This window comes from Shewanella sp. ANA-3 (assembly GCF_000203935.1).
Classification (GTDB): domain Bacteria; phylum Pseudomonadota; class Gammaproteobacteria; order Enterobacterales; family Shewanellaceae; genus Shewanella.
Window position 1 is genome coordinate 4,471,203 of sequence record NC_008577.1, and the last position, 17,451, is coordinate 4,488,653.

A 17,451-nucleotide genomic window follows, 5' to 3' on the forward strand; every position below is an offset into this window, starting at 1 on the left:
CATGGGTGGCATTAGTATTTGGCAACTTCTTATCATCGCGTTAATCGTTGTCTTATTGTTTGGAACAAAGAAATTACGCTCTTTGGGTGGTGATTTAGGTGGTGCTGTTAAGGGCTTTAAAAACGCTATGTCTTCAGACGAAGATAAAAAAGCGTTAGAAGATGCTGAAGCAGCAAAATCAGTGCAAACAGCACAAACTGCACAACCAACCCAACAGGCGACTGAAAAGAAACCTGAGTCTAACAAAGAACAGGCGTAACTCTTTATGTTTGACGGTATCGGCTTTATGGAGCTGCTGCTGATCGGTGTTCTGGGGCTTGTGGTACTTGGCCCCGAACGTCTACCGGTTGCAGTACGTTCAGTAACAAGTTGGATCCGCGCGATGAAACGCATGGCCAACTCAGTCAAAGAAGAACTTGAGCAAGAGCTAAAGATCGAGCAGTTGCACGCCGACCTCAAAAAAGCAGAGAGTAAAGGTCTATCTAACCTCTCACCCGAACTGCAAGAGTCGATCGACCAGTTAAAGCAAGCAGCACAGTCTGTGAATCGTCCTTACCAAGTGCAAGATGTTCCCGCACCGGAAAACCAGATCCACAACCCTGCGAGCCAGAGTGTTTCTACAGAGGCGAGTCCTTCGGCTTCCTCCGCCCCCACTAGCGAATCCAATCAGGGCGAGGATACCCGTTCCAACCCGAAAGCTAACGGATAATTCATGTCGCAACAGCAGCCACTTATCAGCCATTTGCTTGAACTCAGGTCCAAGCTGCTTAAATCCATTGCCAGTGTGTTAATCGTGTTCATTTGTAGCGTGTATTGGGCAAATGATATTTACCACTACATGGCAATCCCTTTAATGCAGTCTTTGCCCTTAGGTGGCAGCATGATTGCGACCGATGTCGCCGCACCTTTCTTCGCCCCTTTCAAACTGACGTTAGTCCTGTCTTTTTTTGTGGCAGTACCCTATGTGCTCTATCAAATTTGGTCCTTCGTGGCGCCCGGTTTGTATAAGCATGAAAAACGCTTAGTCATGCCGCTACTCTTCAGTAGCACAGTGCTGTTTTATTTAGGGATCGCCTTTGCGTATTTCGTTGTATTCCCTGTGGTATTTGGCTTCTTCGCCAACACGGCCCCCGAGGGTGTGCAAGTGGCAACCGACATCAGCAGCTATCTCGACTTTGTGCTAAAATTGTTTTTTGCCTTTGGCCTATCCTTTGAAATCCCGGTTGCCGTAGTCCTGCTTTGCTGGGCGGGTGTCACCACGCCTGAAGATCTCAAACAAAAACGCCCTTATATCATTGTCGGTGCATTCGTGGTGGGCATGCTGTTAACGCCACCGGATGTTATCTCCCAGACTATGCTTGCCGTACCAATGCTGTTATTGTTCGAAGGCGGATTATTTGCGGCTCGTTTTTACAGTAAAGCTGATGACGAGTCCGACGAAGAAGAATCAACGAACGACTAATGCCTTAATCGGCATTAGAGGAAAATAATAATAAGGAAACTGGGATGCGTTTTACTTTACTGACTGGTGCAGTGTTACTGGTATCTTCACAGGCTAATGCCGCGATTGAGCAGCAATTAACTCAGTGTGCAGGGATAACGGACAAGCTCGAGCGCTTGGTATGTTATGACAACCTCGCAGCGAGCATTCAAGTCACCACAGTGACCAATAACACCACGGCACCGATAGCTGTCGCCCCTGTTGTCACACCCGCAGCAGCCCCTGCAGCTGTGGCGACTGCAGCACCTGTTGCAGCTGCCACGACCAATGTCGAAGATAATTTCGGTATGGAAGTTAAACGCGTCCAAGAAAATACGACCGACAAGATTTATCTCGATGTGGAGTCAATTGCAGAAGATGCCTACGGCGCTTTAAAGATTACCTTTACCAATGGTCAAGTTTGGAAACAAACCGAAAGCCGTAAATTCAGCTTAAAAGTCGGTGACAAGGTATATATCGAAAAAGCCGCGCTTGGCTCTTTCTTAATGGGCACTGAAAGTCGTAATGCTAAGGTGAGGGTAAAGCGCCTAAAATAATGTCATCTTATATAGATATCGCTGTCAACTTGCTTGGCAGCGCACTCGAACCAGACATAGCGCAAATCGTACAAGCAGCGGCGGACCAAGGGGTTTCGCCGTTAATTGTTATTGGCAGCGATTTAACTGAAAGCGCCGCCGCCATTCAATTATGCCAACAGTATCCCAACCAGCTTTACTGCACCGCAGGCGTACATCCCCACCATGCTAGCGAATGGCAGGCAGACTCCAAACAGTTACAAACCACACTCAGCCAAGCGCCACAAGTCGTTGCCGTCGGTGAATGCGGACTAGACTACAACCGCGACTTCTCCCCTCGCCCGGCCCAGCGCCAAGCGTTTATCGACCAGCTCGAACTCGCGGTTGAACTCAAAAAACCGGTACTCATGCATGAACGAGATGCCCACGCTGATTTTTTAAGTATTGTTAAAGAATACCGCCCTCATCTCAGCGGCGCATTACTGCACTGCTTTACTGGCACACATCCCCAAATGGAAGCCTATATTGAGCTCGATCTACATCTAGGTATTACAGGATGGGTATGTGATGAAAGACGCGGCCAGGAACTTGCCGAGCTCGTCCCGTTTATTCCGAAAGAGCGTTTATTGATTGAAACAGACAGCCCTTACCTGCTGCCACGCAGTATGCGACCCAAACCTAAGTCCAGTAAAAATAAACCCGAGTACTTACCCTATATCGCGCAATATATTGCCAATCTGAGGGGTGAAAATGCGGCTGAATTTGCCAAACAGTGCTATCAAAATAGCCTAGCCTTTTTTAATTTGAGTCAAGCGAATGGCTAAGTTCGGCAGTTTATTGGTTTTGTTACTCGGTATGCTTATATCATTTGGCGGCTTTGCCAATACGATGAGCATAGATGAGCACACGTCTACACCACTAAACCTAACTCCGTGGTTGATGGTGACGCACTCCAATGCTAACCCTCAGCTAGACGATATTCAGGCGTTGCCCAAGTCTCAATGGCACAAGTTTACCAGTGATGATATTCAACGCCTTAGCCAACATGATTTTTGGCTTCGCGTAAACCTTACGAGTGGTGATGAGAGTCTTGCACGCATTCTCGCCCTCGATAATCCGTTATTGGATAGAGTGACCATCTTCCATTTGGTGAATAATCAGCTCATCAACACCACTGAGATGGGGGATACACTGCTCTATAAGAACCGCCCACTGCCGAGCAATATCTTTCTGTATCCTTTTAAACTAAGCAGCAATGAGCAACATACCTTCTATCTACACATCGTTACCGAAGGCAGTGCGGCAATACCTCTCAGCCTTTGGTCAGCCAATGATTTAGCTCAAATTGCCGAATCAACTGCCGTTGAGCATGGCTTTCAGCTCGGCGTGCTCGCCGCGATAGGGATTTTCAGTCTGTTTATCGCCTTGGCCTCTGGTTCATTCAGCTATAGCTATTACTCAGGTTATGTCCTATGCATGACGCTATTAGTGGCCACGATCAATGGTTATGCATTCCGTTTTCTCTGGCCCAATTGGCCAGCGTTACAGCAACTGATGGTGCCCGTGCTGTTACCTCTAGTGATGGCCTTTGCCTTAATGTTCACCGAGAAAATCCTGCAACTAAAATACTATAACCGCCGGATGTTATTAATGTGCCGCTACAGCGCGGTCTACATTATTCTTGTTGGGCTTTTAGTCCCCTTTTTGCGCTACGGAACCGTGCTGTATATCGAGATAATCTCGGTAGCGATACTCAGCATCATCATGATGATACTTGCCATCATACAAGCCATTAACGGTCAAAAGCTGGCAAAGCTCTATACCATCGGCTGGGTGAGTATGCTTACTGGCGCCTGCATCAGCAGCCTACTCTATTTGAGTGTTATCGAGTTCAATATCAAGCCGCAAACGCCGGTGATGCTTGGGCTCACCTTCGAAATCATCTTTATGTCGCTGGTCCTCGCTATCCGCTATAACGATGAGCGCAAATCTAAGCTCCGCATTCAACAGGAAGCCCTCAAGCAAGCACAAAAGATCCGTAGTGCCCGTGAGGAAGCCTTGAAAGTGGAAGCTGAAACCAATGAAAGACTCGAACAGATGGTGCAGGAGCGCACATTAGAGCTTGAGATCACTCTGCGCGAATTGCATGAAGTTAATCAAAAACTTACCGAACAGAGCACTATCGATAGCTTAACCGGCGTGAAAAACCGCAGCGCCTTTGATAAACGACTACTCGCCGAGAGCCGGATCAGCCGTCGCCAAGAAACCCCCATCGCCTTACTGATGCTGGATATCGACCGATTTAAATCGATTAACGATCAATTCGGCCACCTAGCAGGGGATCAGGCCTTAAAAGTGATAGCGACAACCTTGCAGCAACATTTAAAACGACCAACCGATCTAGTATCACGTTTTGGTGGTGAAGAGTTTGCTATTATTCTCCCCAATACGACTGCGGAAGGCGCCATTCAAGTCGCTGAAAGCATAAGAGATGCAGTGACTAGCATCGGCCTAGCATGGGAAGGAAAGCCCATTCCCTTGACCGTGAGTATCGGTGTCAGTGCCGACGTGATCAGTAACGACCAACACAGTACCGAATTATTAGAGCAAGCCGACAAAGCGCTCTATCAGGCAAAAAATAGCGGACGCAATCAAGTCAAATTGTATGCGCCAGCACAAACAGAACCTACTTAGGAGTCTAATGTGAACATCATTACCAGTGCCTTCCCTCAGCGCAGAATGCGCCGCATGCGTAAACATGACTTTAGCCGTCGCCTGATGGCTGAAAACCATCTAACAGTCAATGACTTGATCTACCCCATGTTTGTGCTTGAAGGCACCAATCGCAGCGAAAAAGTCGCCTCTATGCCAGGGGTTGAGCGCTACTCTATCGATTTACTGTTAAAAGAAGCCGAAGAGCTAGTCGAACTCGGTATTCCGTTAATTGCCCTGTTCCCTGTTACGCCAGCAGAGAAGAAATCACTGATGGCAGAAGAAGCCTACAATGCCGATGCTTTAGTGCAGCGGGCCGTACGTGAACTGAAAAAGGCCTTCCCACAACTGGGTATTATGACTGACGTGGCCTTAGATCCTTTCACCACCCACGGTCAAGACGGCATTATCGATGAAACAGGCTACATCCTGAATGACATCACTACTGAGATCTTAGTGAAACAAGCATTATCCCATGCCGAAGCGGGTGCAGACATTGTTGCGCCATCAGACATGATGGATGGTCGTATTGGTGCGATTCGCCAAGCGCTCGAAGCCGCAGGGCATGTAAACACCCAAATCATGGCTTATTCAGCCAAATACTCCTCAAGCTACTATGGTCCCTTCCGTGATGCCGTCGGCTCAGCAGGCAACTTAAAAGGGGGCAATAAACATAGCTATCAAATGGATCCGGCCAATAGCGATGAAGCGCTACATGAAGTTGCGCTAGACATCCAAGAAGGCGCAGACATGGTGATGGTGAAGCCTGGTATGCCTTACCTAGATATCGTTCACCGCGTAAAAACCGAATTAGCTGTGCCTACCTTCGCTTACCAAGTGAGTGGCGAATATGCCATGCATATGGCAGCCATTCAAAATGGTTGGTTAGCGGAAAAGGCCATCGTCATGGAATCGCTGCTATGCTTCAAACGCGCTGGCGCAGATGGCATCCTAACCTACTTTGCCAAACGTGCAGCACAGTGGCTAAAAGAAGCTAAATAATCGGGTTTAGAAAACAATTCTAAGCATAGGGCAGCCATACGCTGCCCTTTTTATTGGCCCGAACAAAGCTCTTGGAACGACTCTTTATCGTTCAAATCGATAAGCAGGCAATGAGTATGGCCATCGCAGAGGCGAATAAAAGGAAGGAATTGAGAGGGTAAAATTGAAACAACAAAAACAAAAAAGCCAGCTTATTCAGCTGGCTTTCTGCTCTCTTCACGAGAATGTTAGGCGCTTGGCGATGACCTACTCTCACATGGGGAGACCCCACACTACCATCGGCGCGATTGCGTTTCACTTCTGAGTTCGGGATGGGATCAGGTGGGACCACAATGCTATTGTCACCAAGCAAATTTGTTATTTACTACCCGTCTTATCTTGATGCAGGCAGTAAATTAATTCGGAAAGCTGCTTTGAGTTACACTTCTTAAGTGTTTGTATTCTATCTAAGTACTTGTAAAACCCATCTGGGTTGTATGGTTAAGCCTCTCGAGTCATTAGTATCAGTTAGCTCAACGCCTCACAACGCTTACACACCTGACCTATCAACGTCCTAGTCTCGAACGGCTCTTTAGTGGACTTATAGTCCAAGGGATGACTCATCTTGGGGCTCGCTTCCCGCTTAGATGCTTTCAGCGGTTATCGATTCCGAACATAGCTACCGGGCAATGCCATTGGCATGACAACCCGAACACCAGCGGTTCGTTCACTCCGGTCCTCTCGTACTAGGAGCAACTCCCCTCAATCATCCAACGCCCACGGCAGATAGGGACCGAACTGTCTCACGACGTTCTGAACCCAGCTCGCGTACCACTTTAAATGGCGAACAGCCATACCCTTGGGACCGACTTCAGCCCCAGGATGTGATGAGCCGACATCGAGGTGCCAAACACCGCCGTCGATATGAACTCTTGGGCGGTATCAGCCTGTTATCCCCGGAGTACCTTTTATCCGTTGAGCGATGGCCCTTCCATTCAGAACCACCGGATCACTATGACCTACTTTCGTACCTGCTCGACGTGTCTGTCTCGCAGTTAAGCTGGCTTATGCCATTGCACTAACCGTACGATGTCCGACCGTACTTAGCCAACCTTCGTGCTCCTCCGTTACTCTTTGGGAGGAGACCGCCCCAGTCAAACTACCCACCAGGCACTGTCCTTAACCCCGATTAGGGGCCCAAGTTAGAACATCAACACTACAAGGGTGGTATTTCAAGGACGACTCCACGAGAACTAGCGTTCCCGCTTCAAAGTCTCCCACCTATCCTACACATGTAGGGTCAATGTTCAGTGCCAAGCTATAGTAAAGGTTCACGGGGTCTTTCCGTCTAGCCGCGGGTATACGGCATCTTCACCGCAATTTCAACTTCACTGAGTCTCGGCTGGAGACAGCGTGGCCATCATTACGCCATTCGTGCAGGTCGGAACTTACCCGACAAGGAATTTCGCTACCTTAGGACCGTTATAGTTACGGCCGCCGTTTACCGGGGCTTCGATCATGAGCTTCTCTTGCGATAACCCAATCAATTAACCTTCCGGCACCGGGCAGGCGTCACACCGTATACGTCATCTTGCGATTTTGCACAGTGCTGTGTTTTTGATAAACAGTTGCAGCCACCTGGTATCTGCGACTGCCGTCAGCTTAGGGAGCAAGTCCCATCACCAACAGCAGCGTACCTTCTCCCGAAGTTACGGTACCATTTTGCCTAGTTCCTTCAGCCGAGTTCTCTCAAGCGCCTTGGTATTCTCTACCCGACCACCTGTGTCGGTTTGGGGTACGATTCCCGCTAACCTGAAGCTTAGAAGATTTTCCTGGAAGCATGGCATCAACTACTTCATCCCCTTGGGGACTCGTCATCAGCTCTCAGTGTATAGTGACCCGGATTTGCCTAAGTTACCCACCTACCACCTTAAACGCGGACTACCAACGCCGCGCTAGCCTAGCCTTCTCCGTCTCTCCATCGCAGTTAGCGGAAGTACAGAAATATTAATCTGTTTCCCATCGACTACGCCTTTCGGCCTCGCCTTAGGGGTCGACTCACCCTGCCCCGATTAACGTTGGACAGGAACCCTTGGTCTTTCGGCGAGGGGGTTTTTCACCCCCTTTATCGTTACTCATGTCAGCATTCGCACTTCTGATACCTCCAGTGTGGGTTACCCCTTCACCTTCAACGGCTTACAGAACGCTCCTCTACCGCGCAACCCTAATGGATTGCACCCGTAGCTTCGGTGGTATGTTTAGCCCCGTTACATCTTCCGCGCAGGCCGACTCGACTAGTGAGCTATTACGCTTTCTTTAAATGATGGCTGCTTCTAAGCCAACATCCTAGCTGTCTAAGCCTTCCCACATCGTTTCCCACTTAACATACACTTTGGGACCTTAGCTGACGGTCTGGGTTGTTTCCCTTTTGACGACGGACGTTAGCACCCGCCGTCTGTCTCCCGGATAGCACTCTTTGGTATTCGGAGTTTGCAAAGGGTTGGTAAGTCGGGATGACCCCCTAGCCTTAACAGTGCTCTACCCCCAAAGGTGTTCGTCCGAGGCGCTACCTAAATAGCTTTCGAGGAGAACCAGATATCTCCCGGTTTGATTGGCCTTTCACCCCCAGCCACAAGTCATCCGCTAATTTTTCAACATTAGTCGGTTCGGTCCTCCAGTTGATGTTACTCAACCTTCAACCTGCCCATGGCTAGATCACCGGGTTTCGGGTCTACGCCTTGCAACTAAACGCGCAGTTAACACTCGGTTTCCCTACGGCTCCGCTATTCGCTTAACCTCGCTACAAAACGTAAGTCGCTGACCCATTATACAAAAGGTACGCAGTCACGGTCTCAAGAACCGCTCCCACTGCTTGTACGTATACGGTTTCAGGTTCTATTTCACTCCCCTCACAGGGGTTCTTTTCGCCTTTCCCTCACGGTACTGGTTCACTATCGGTCAGTCAGGAGTATTTAGCCTTGGAGGATGGTCCCCCCATATTCAAACAGGATATCACGTGTCCCGCCTTACTCGTTTTCATCAAAGGTTAGTTTTCGTGTACGGGGCTATCACCCTGTGCCGCTGGACTTTCCAGACCATTCCACTAACACCCCTCTGACTTAAGGGCTAATCCCCGTTCGCTCGCCGCTACTAGGGGAATCTCGGTTGATTTCTTTTCCTAAGGGTACTTAGATGTTTCAGTTCCCCTCGTTTGCCTCACTACACTATGTATTCATGTAGTGATAACAGCTTATGCTGCTGGGTTCCCCCATTCGGACATCGTTAGCTCAAATGCTTGTTACTAGCTCGCCAACGCTTTTCGCAAGTTACTACGTCCTTCATCGCCTCTGACTGCCAAGGCATCCACCGTATACGCTTAGTCGCTTAACCATACAACCCAAATGAGTTTCACATCACTTGCGCTGTTGCGACCAGCTGGTTTTACTTGTCTCATCTTCGACCAAGAAGATGGACTCGCCTTAGACTTGAATATTCAAGACACTTAAAAAGTGTTTTAAGAACTCAATTTTTTTCGTATTAACACAACGACAGACAACATTGTATTAATTACTATCAGCTTTCCAAATTGTTAAAGAACAATGCTTACCGGCTCGCGGTGCATTTCGCTCTCCCTTCCCTTTCGAGAAGTTCAACAAGCCATCTGTGTGAACACTCAACAAACATCGAGTTAGTCGTATAGGTAAGGAGGTGATCCAGCCCCAGGTTCCCCTAGGGCTACCTTGTTACGACTTCACCCCAGTCATGAACCACAAAGTGGTGAGCGCCCTCCCGAAGGTTAAGCTACCCACTTCTTTTGCAGCCCACTCCCATGGTGTGACGGGCGGTGTGTACAAGGCCCGGGAACGTATTCACCGTGGCATTCTGATCCACGATTACTAGCGATTCCGACTTCATGGAGTCGAGTTGCAGACTCCAATCCGGACTACGACGAGCTTTGTGAGATTAGCTCCACCTCGCGGCTTTGCAACCCTCTGTACTCGCCATTGTAGCACGTGTGTAGCCCTACTCGTAAGGGCCATGATGACTTGACGTCGTCCCCACCTTCCTCCGGTTTATCACCGGCAGTCTCCCTAGAGTTCCCGCCATTACGCGCTGGCAAATAAGGATAGGGGTTGCGCTCGTTGCGGGACTTAACCCAACATTTCACAACACGAGCTGACGACAGCCATGCAGCACCTGTCTCAGAGTTCCCGAAGGCACTAAGCTATCTCTAGCGAATTCTCTGGATGTCAAGAGTAGGTAAGGTTCTTCGCGTTGCATCGAATTAAACCACATGCTCCACCGCTTGTGCGGGCCCCCGTCAATTCATTTGAGTTTTAACCTTGCGGCCGTACTCCCCAGGCGGTCTACTTAATGCGTTAGCTTGAGAGCCCAGTGTTCAAGACACCAAACTCCGAGTAGACATCGTTTACGGCGTGGACTACCAGGGTATCTAATCCTGTTTGCTCCCCACGCTTTCGTGCCTGAGCGTCAGTCTTTGTCCAGGGGGCCGCCTTCGCCACCGGTATTCCTCCAGATCTCTACGCATTTCACCGCTACACCTGGAATTCTACCCCCCTCTACAAGACTCTAGTTTGCCAGTTCGAAATGCAATTCCCAGGTTGAGCCCGGGGCTTTCACATCTCGCTTAACAAACCGCCTGCGCACGCTTTACGCCCAGTAATTCCGATTAACGCTTGGACCCTCCGTATTACCGCGGCTGCTGGCACGGAGTTAGCCGGTCCTTCTTCTGTAGGTAACGTCACAGCTAGCAGGTATTAACTACTAACCTTTCCTCCCTACTGAAAGTGCTTTACAACCCGAAGGCCTTCTTCACACACGCGGCATGGCTGCATCAGGGTTTCCCCCATTGTGCAATATTCCCCACTGCTGCCTCCCGTAGGAGTCTGGGCCGTGTCTCAGTCCCAGTGTGGCTGATCATCCTCTCAGAACAGCTAGGGATCGTCGCCTTGGTGAGCCATTACCTCACCAACTAGCTAATCCCACCTAGGTTCATCCAATCGCGGAAGGCCCGAAGGTCCCCTCCTTTCCCCCGTAGGGCGTATGCGGTATTAGCAGTCGTTTCCAACTGTTATCCCCCACGACTGGGCAGATCCCTAGGCATTACTCACCCGTCCGCCGCTCGCCACCTCAGGAGTAAACTCCCTTGTGCTGCCGCTCGACTTGCATGTGTTAGGCCTGCCGCCAGCGTTCAATCTGAGCCATGATCAAACTCTTCAATTAAAAGTTTTGTGAACCCTAAGGTTCGGCTCAATGAATTCTGAATCGACTTAACTTAATAAGTCGTTGTACATATTGCTATGAACACTCATTCATTGATGTAAATTTTGATTACTCGCCAAACGGCAGAGTAATTTCGATTAACTCAACACCTGTGAGTGTCCACACAGATTTCTTGTTTAGATTGTTAAAGAGCATTTTGACCACTCACTTCGCGTTACCGTTCAGCGGGTCAGGGCTGCGTATTCTACGCATTTCCCGAGTTGCGTCAAGGCGTTTTTGCAAACTTCTTGCCGCTTTCGAATCAAGTGCACATTTTGCATTCGATTCACACTGATTACTGCTTACTGCTTACTGCGTTCGCTTTCGCTGTCTGCCGTGTCAGTGGATGCGCATTATAGGCACCGAAACTTTTTGTGCAAGGGCTTTTTTGAAGTTTTTTGCATTATTTTTCAAATGCCTTTTTACACCCAAGCTAGGCACAAGCTACCCACGAGTTATTCCCATAGTTATCCACATTGCGCCAGATTTCCTAATCATAGTCCCCTTTTAATCACCCGCGGTTTAGTGCGTTAAAGTTCGTTGGTTACGGTATTCTACGAATAGTTTTAGTCGTAGCACCTTGTATCAGCGATTTATTCGACGCGATGATTTAAAGACATTAGTTATTTCAAACCCTATGAAAGATAAGCGACCTCATTTAATTTGTTGTAGTCGAGATGCGGGATAACGAATGAATTAGAAAAGGTAGAGGATTGAAAACAAAATTAGGATGTTCACTCAATAATTATTGATAAACGGCTTAATGCACATCTAGGCGCTAATAACGCATATCTGAGGAAGTAACAGTGAATAGGAAAGAATCGTAGAAATAGAGCTATATTGATTGCTTTAGCTAACCAGGGCTTATTGCATGGCATATCTAGCTGGAGGAGATGAGCAAACTATGGAAATAAACTCTCGGAAAGCAAAAAGGCCACCTTATTAGGTGGCCTCTCTTAATTTAGCGTTTGGCGATGACCTACTCTCACATGGGGAGACCCCACACTACCATCGGCGCGATTGCGTTTCACTTCTGAGTTCGGGATGGGATCAGGTGGGACCACAATGCTATTGTCACCAAACAAATTTTGCTCTAGGACAACACACTAGATTGTATGGTGCTGATACCCAGAATCGAACTGGGGACCTCATCCTTACCAAGGATGCGCTCTACCGACTGAGCCATATCAGCAATTCTTAATCATCATTGATGATTTAATTAGGCGCTTGGCGATGACCTACTCTCACATGGGGAGACCCCACACTACCATCGGCGCGATTGCGTTTCACTTCTGAGTTCGGGATGGGATCAGGTGGGACCACAATGCTATTGTCACCAAGCAAATTTGTTATTTACTACCCGTCTTATCTTGATGCAGGCAGTAAATTAATTCGGAAAGCTGCTTTGAGTTACACTTCTTAAGTGTTTGTATTCTATCTAAGTACTTGTAAAACCCATCTGGGTTGTATGGTTAAGCCTCTCGAGTCATTAGTATCAGTTAGCTCAACGCCTCACAACGCTTACACACCTGACCTATCAACGTCCTAGTCTCGAACGGCTCTTTAGTGGACTTATAGTCCAAGGGATGACTCATCTTGGGGCTCGCTTCCCGCTTAGATGCTTTCAGCGGTTATCGATTCCGAACATAGCTACCGGGCAATGCCATTGGCATGACAACCCGAACACCAGCGGTTCGTTCACTCCGGTCCTCTCGTACTAGGAGCAACTCCCCTCAATCATCCAACGCCCACGGCAGATAGGGACCGAACTGTCTCACGACGTTCTGAACCCAGCTCGCGTACCACTTTAAATGGCGAACAGCCATACCCTTGGGACCGACTTCAGCCCCAGGATGTGATGAGCCGACATCGAGGTGCCAAACACCGCCGTCGATATGAACTCTTGGGCGGTATCAGCCTGTTATCCCCGGAGTACCTTTTATCCGTTGAGCGATGGCCCTTCCATTCAGAACCACCGGATCACTATGACCTACTTTCGTACCTGCTCGACGTGTCTGTCTCGCAGTTAAGCTGGCTTATGCCATTGCACTAACCGTACGATGTCCGACCGTACTTAGCCAACCTTCGTGCTCCTCCGTTACTCTTTGGGAGGAGACCGCCCCAGTCAAACTACCCACCAGGCACTGTCCTTAACCCCGATTAGGGGCCCAAGTTAGAACATCAACACTACAAGGGTGGTATTTCAAGGACGACTCCACGAGAACTAGCGTTCCCGCTTCAAAGTCTCCCACCTATCCTACACATGTAGGGTCAATGTTCAGTGCCAAGCTATAGTAAAGGTTCACGGGGTCTTTCCGTCTAGCCGCGGGTATACGGCATCTTCACCGCAATTTCAACTTCACTGAGTCTCGGCTGGAGACAGCGTGACCATCATTACGCCATTCGTGCAGGTCGGAACTTACCCGACAAGGAATTTCGCTACCTTAGGACCGTTATAGTTACGGCCGCCGTTTACCGGGGCTTCGATCATGAGCTTCTCTTGCGATAACCCAATCAATTAACCTTCCGGCACCGGGCAGGCGTCACACCGTATACGTCATCTTGCGATTTTGCACAGTGCTGTGTTTTTGATAAACAGTTGCAGCCACCTGGTATCTGCGACTGCCGTCAGCTTAGGGAGCAAGTCCCATCACCAACAGCAGCGTACCTTCTCCCGAAGTTACGGTACCATTTTGCCTAGTTCCTTCAGCCGAGTTCTCTCAAGCGCCTTGGTATTCTCTACCCGACCACCTGTGTCGGTTTGGGGTACGATTCCCGCTAACCTGAAGCTTAGAAGATTTTCCTGGAAGCATGGCATCAACTACTTCATCCCCTTGGGGACTCGTCATCAGCTCTCAGTGTATAGTGACCCGGATTTGCCTAAGTTACCCACCTACCACCTTAAACGCGGACTACCAACGCCGCGCTAGCCTAGCCTTCTCCGTCTCTCCATCGCAGTTAGCGGAAGTACAGAAATATTAATCTGTTTCCCATCGACTACGCCTTTCGGCCTCGCCTTAGGGGTCGACTCACCCTGCCCCGATTAACGTTGGACAGGAACCCTTGGTCTTTCGGCGAGGGGGTTTTTCACCCCCTTTATCGTTACTCATGTCAGCATTCGCACTTCTGATACCTCCAGTGTGGGTTACCCCTTCACCTTCAACGGCTTACAGAACGCTCCTCTACCGCGCAACCCTAATGGATTGCACCCGTAGCTTCGGTGGTATGTTTAGCCCCGTTACATCTTCCGCGCAGGCCGACTCGACTAGTGAGCTATTACGCTTTCTTTAAATGATGGCTGCTTCTAAGCCAACATCCTAGCTGTCTAAGCCTTCCCACATCGTTTCCCACTTAACATACACTTTGGGACCTTAGCTGACGGTCTGGGTTGTTTCCCTTTTGACGACGGACGTTAGCACCCGCCGTCTGTCTCCCGGATAGCACTCTTTGGTATTCGGAGTTTGCAAAGGGTTGGTAAGTCGGGATGACCCCCTAGCCTTAACAGTGCTCTACCCCCAAAGGTGTTCGTCCGAGGCGCTACCTAAATAGCTTTCGAGGAGAACCAGATATCTCCCGGTTTGATTGGCCTTTCACCCCCAGCCACAAGTCATCCGCTAATTTTTCAACATTAGTCGGTTCGGTCCTCCAGTTGATGTTACTCAACCTTCAACCTGCCCATGGCTAGATCACCGGGTTTCGGGTCTACGCCTTGCAACTAAACGCGCAGTTAACACTCGGTTTCCCTACGGCTCCGCTATTCGCTTAACCTCGCTACAAAACGTAAGTCGCTGACCCATTATACAAAAGGTACGCAGTCACGGTCTCAAGAACCGCTCCCACTGCTTGTACGTATACGGTTTCAGGTTCTATTTCACTCCCCTCACAGGGGTTCTTTTCGCCTTTCCCTCACGGTACTGGTTCACTATCGGTCAGTCAGGAGTATTTAGCCTTGGAGGATGGTCCCCCCATATTCAAACAGGATATCACGTGTCCCGCCTTACTCGTTTTCATCAAAGGTTAGTTTTCGTGTACGGGGCTATCACCCTGTGCCGCTGGACTTTCCAGACCATTCCACTAACACCCCTCTGACTTAAGGGCTAATCCCCGTTCGCTCGCCGCTACTAGGGGAATCTCGGTTGATTTCTTTTCCTAAGGGTACTTAGATGTTTCAGTTCCCCTCGTTTGCCTCGCAACGCTATGTATTCACGTTACGATAACAGCTTATGCTGCTGGGTTCCCCCATTCGGACATCGTTAGCTCAAATGCTTGTTACTAGCTCGCCAACGCTTTTCGCAAGTTACTACGTCCTTCATCGCCTCTGACTGCCAAGGCATCCACCGTATACGCTTAGTCGCTTAACCATACAACCCAAATGAGTTTCACATCACTTGCGTCGTTGCGACCAGCTGGTTTTACTTGTCTCATCTTCGACCAAGAAGATGGACTCGCCTTAGACTTGAATATTCAAGACACTTAAAAAGTGTTTTAAGAACTCAATTTTTTTCGTATTAACACAACGACAGACATCATTGTATTAATTACTATCAGCTTTCCAAATTGTTAAAGAGCGGGCTTAAAAAAGCCAAAGATAATTTTTCAGTTTATCTTTGGCATCTCTAACCAGATTGCAGTAAATGGTGGAGCTATGCGGGATCGAACCGCAGACCTCCTGCGTGCAAGGCAGGCGCTCTCCCAGCTGAGCTATAGCCCCATTTACATGCAGTGCGAGTATCAGATGTCCCAACCCTCAAAGGATTGGTGGGTCAGAGTGGACTTGAACCACCGACCTCACCCTTATCAGGGGTGCGCTCTAACCAGCTGAGCTACAGACCCATCGTTTACTCTATCTTCTATCAAGCAAATCTGTGTGAACACTCAACAAACATCAAGTTAGTCGTATAGGTAAGGAGGTGATCCAGCCCCAGGTTCCCCTAGGGCTACCTTGTTACGACTTCACCCCAGTCATGAACCACAAAGTGGTGAGCGCCCTCCCGAAGGTTAAGCTACCCACTTCTTTTGCAGCCCACTCCCATGGTGTGACGGGCGGTGTGTACAAGGCCCGGGAACGTATTCACCGTGGCATTCTGATCCACGATTACTAGCGATTCCGACTTCATGGAGTCGAGTTGCAGACTCCAATCCGGACTACGACGAGCTTTTTGAGATTAGCTCCACCTCGCGGCTTTGCAACCCTCTGTACTCGCCATTGTAGCACGTGTGTAGCCCTACTCGTAAGGGCCATGATGACTTGACGTCGTCCCCACCTTCCTCCGGTTTATCACCGGCAGTCTCCCTAGAGTTCCCACCATTACGTGCTGGCAAATAAGGATAGGGGTTGCGCTCGTTGCGGGACTTAACCCAACATTTCACAACACGAGCTGACGACAGCCATGCAGCACCTGTCTCAGAGTTCCCGAAGGCACTAAGCTATCTCTAGCGAATTCTCTGGATGTCAAGAGTAGGTAAGGTTCTTCGCGTTGCATCGAATTAAACCACATGCTCCACCGCTTGTGCGGGCCCCCGTCAATTCATTTGAGTTTTAACCTTGCGGCCGTACTCCCCAGGCGGTCTACTTAATGCGTTAGCTTGAGAGCCCAGTGTTCAAGACACCAAACTCCGAGTAGACATCGTTTACGGCGTGGACTACCAGGGTATCTAATCCTGTTTGCTCCCCACGCTTTCGTGCCTGAGCGTCAGTCTTTGTCCAGGGGGCCGCCTTCGCCACCGGTATTCCTCCAGATCTCTACGCATTTCACCGCTACACCTGGAATTCTACCCCCCTCTACAAGACTCTAGTTTGCCAGTTCGAAATGCAATTCCCAGGTTGAGCCCGGGGCTTTCACATCTCGCTTAACAAACCGCCTGCGCACGCTTTACGCCCAGTAATTCCGATTAACGCTTGGACCCTCCGTATTACCGCGGCTGCTGGCACGGAGTTAGCCGGTCCTTCTTCTGTAGGTAACGTCACAGCTAGCAGATATTAGCTACTAACCTTTCCTCCCTACTGAAAGTGCTTTACAACCCGAAGGCCTTCTTCACACACGCGGCATGGCTGCATCAGGGTTTCCCCCATTGTGCAATATTCCCCACTGCTGCCTCCCGTAGGAGTCTGGGCCGTGTCTCAGTCCCAGTGTGGCTGATCATCCTCTCAGAACAGCTAGGGATCGTCGCCTTGGTGAGCCATTACCTCACCAACTAGCTAATCCCACCTAGGTTCATCCAATCGCGGAAGGCCCGAAGGTCCCCTCCTTTCCCCCGTAGGGCGTATGCGGTATTAGCAGTCGTTTCCAACTGTTATCCCCCACGACTGGGCAGATCCCTAGGCATTACTCACCCGTCCGCCGCTCGCCACCTCAGGAGTAAACTCCCTTGTGCTGCCGCTCGACTTGCATGTGTTAGGCCTGCCGCCAGCGTTCAATCTGAGCCATGATCAAACTCTTCAATTAAAAGTTTTGTGAA

7 protein-coding genes, 3 tRNA genes and 7 rRNA genes are annotated in these 17,451 nt (G+C 49.5%); 7 read left to right on the forward strand and 10 right to left on the reverse strand.

Features of this window, described 5'->3' with window-relative positions; all coding sequences use genetic code 11:
* Position 1 precedes the first annotated feature (1 nt).
* Genes tatA through hemB form a run of 7 tightly spaced genes read left to right on the forward strand, consistent with a single transcriptional unit; the run spans position 2 to position 5,730 of the window.
* Complete coding sequence (tatA, locus tag SHEWANA3_RS19455; protein ID WP_011718485.1) at positions 2 to 259, forward strand: Sec-independent protein translocase subunit TatA; 258 nt, start codon at positions 2 to 4, stop codon at positions 257 to 259.
* A 6-nt stretch (positions 260 to 265) separates the two neighbouring features.
* Positions 266 to 709, forward strand: coding sequence for a Sec-independent protein translocase protein TatB (tatB, locus tag SHEWANA3_RS19460; RefSeq protein WP_011718486.1), 444 nt, complete (start codon positions 266 to 268; stop codon positions 707 to 709).
* A 3-nt stretch (positions 710 to 712) separates the two neighbouring features.
* The gene (gene tatC / locus SHEWANA3_RS19465; protein ID WP_011718487.1) at positions 713 to 1,462 is read left to right on the forward strand and encodes a twin-arginine translocase subunit TatC; all 750 of its coding nucleotides are present in this window, start codon (positions 713 to 715) and stop codon (positions 1,460 to 1,462) included.
* A gap of 44 nt (positions 1,463 to 1,506) precedes the next feature.
* Complete coding sequence (locus SHEWANA3_RS19470) at positions 1,507 to 2,037, forward strand: hypothetical protein (protein WP_011718488.1); 531 nt, start codon at positions 1,507 to 1,509, stop codon at positions 2,035 to 2,037.
* Complete coding sequence (locus SHEWANA3_RS19475; protein ID WP_011718489.1) at positions 2,037 to 2,840, forward strand: TatD family hydrolase; 804 nt, start codon at positions 2,037 to 2,039, stop codon at positions 2,838 to 2,840. Before SHEWANA3_RS19470 ends, SHEWANA3_RS19475 begins: the two co-directional genes overlap by 1 nt.
* Entirely contained in the window at positions 2,833 to 4,710 is a 1,878-nt protein-coding gene (locus SHEWANA3_RS19480) for a diguanylate cyclase (RefSeq protein WP_011718490.1), read from the forward strand. The genes SHEWANA3_RS19475 and SHEWANA3_RS19480 overlap by 8 nt, the downstream gene beginning before the upstream one ends.
* Before the next feature lie 9 nt (positions 4,711 to 4,719).
* Positions 4,720 to 5,730, forward strand: coding sequence for a porphobilinogen synthase (hemB, locus tag SHEWANA3_RS19485; RefSeq protein ID WP_011624289.1), 1,011 nt, complete (start codon positions 4,720 to 4,722; stop codon positions 5,728 to 5,730).
* Positions 5,731 to 5,963: 233 nt separating this feature from the next.
* Here the strand turns inward: hemB and rrf (SHEWANA3_RS19490) are convergent.
* The 10 genes from rrf (SHEWANA3_RS19490) to SHEWANA3_RS19535 form a co-directional block, all read right to left on the reverse strand.
* A 5S ribosomal RNA gene (rrf, locus tag SHEWANA3_RS19490) occupies positions 5,964 to 6,079 on the reverse strand.
* Between the two features lie 127 nt (positions 6,080 to 6,206).
* Positions 6,207 to 9,099 (reverse strand): 23S ribosomal RNA (locus SHEWANA3_RS19495).
* Between the two features lie 311 nt (positions 9,100 to 9,410).
* Positions 9,411 to 10,953: ribosomal RNA gene (locus SHEWANA3_RS19500) — 16S ribosomal RNA — on the reverse strand.
* Positions 10,954 to 11,958: 1,005 nt separating this feature from the next.
* A 5S ribosomal RNA gene (gene rrf / locus SHEWANA3_RS19505) occupies positions 11,959 to 12,074 on the reverse strand.
* 34 nt (positions 12,075 to 12,108) lie between these two features.
* Positions 12,109 to 12,184: transfer RNA gene (locus SHEWANA3_RS19510), tRNA-Thr, on the reverse strand.
* 33 nt (positions 12,185 to 12,217) lie between these two features.
* Positions 12,218 to 12,333: ribosomal RNA gene (gene rrf / locus SHEWANA3_RS19515) — 5S ribosomal RNA — on the reverse strand.
* A 127-nt stretch (positions 12,334 to 12,460) separates the two neighbouring features.
* Positions 12,461 to 15,353 (reverse strand): 23S ribosomal RNA (locus SHEWANA3_RS19520).
* Positions 15,354 to 15,627: 274 nt separating this feature from the next.
* Positions 15,628 to 15,703: transfer RNA gene (locus tag SHEWANA3_RS19525), tRNA-Ala, on the reverse strand.
* A gap of 45 nt (positions 15,704 to 15,748) precedes the next feature.
* Positions 15,749 to 15,825, reverse strand: a tRNA-Ile gene (locus tag SHEWANA3_RS19530).
* 70 nt (positions 15,826 to 15,895) lie between these two features.
* Positions 15,896 to 17,438: ribosomal RNA gene (locus tag SHEWANA3_RS19535) — 16S ribosomal RNA — on the reverse strand.
* Together the 16S, 23S and 5S rRNA genes with 3 tRNA genes alongside form the textbook arrangement of a ribosomal RNA operon.
* Between the last annotated feature and the right edge of the window lie 13 nt (positions 17,439 to 17,451).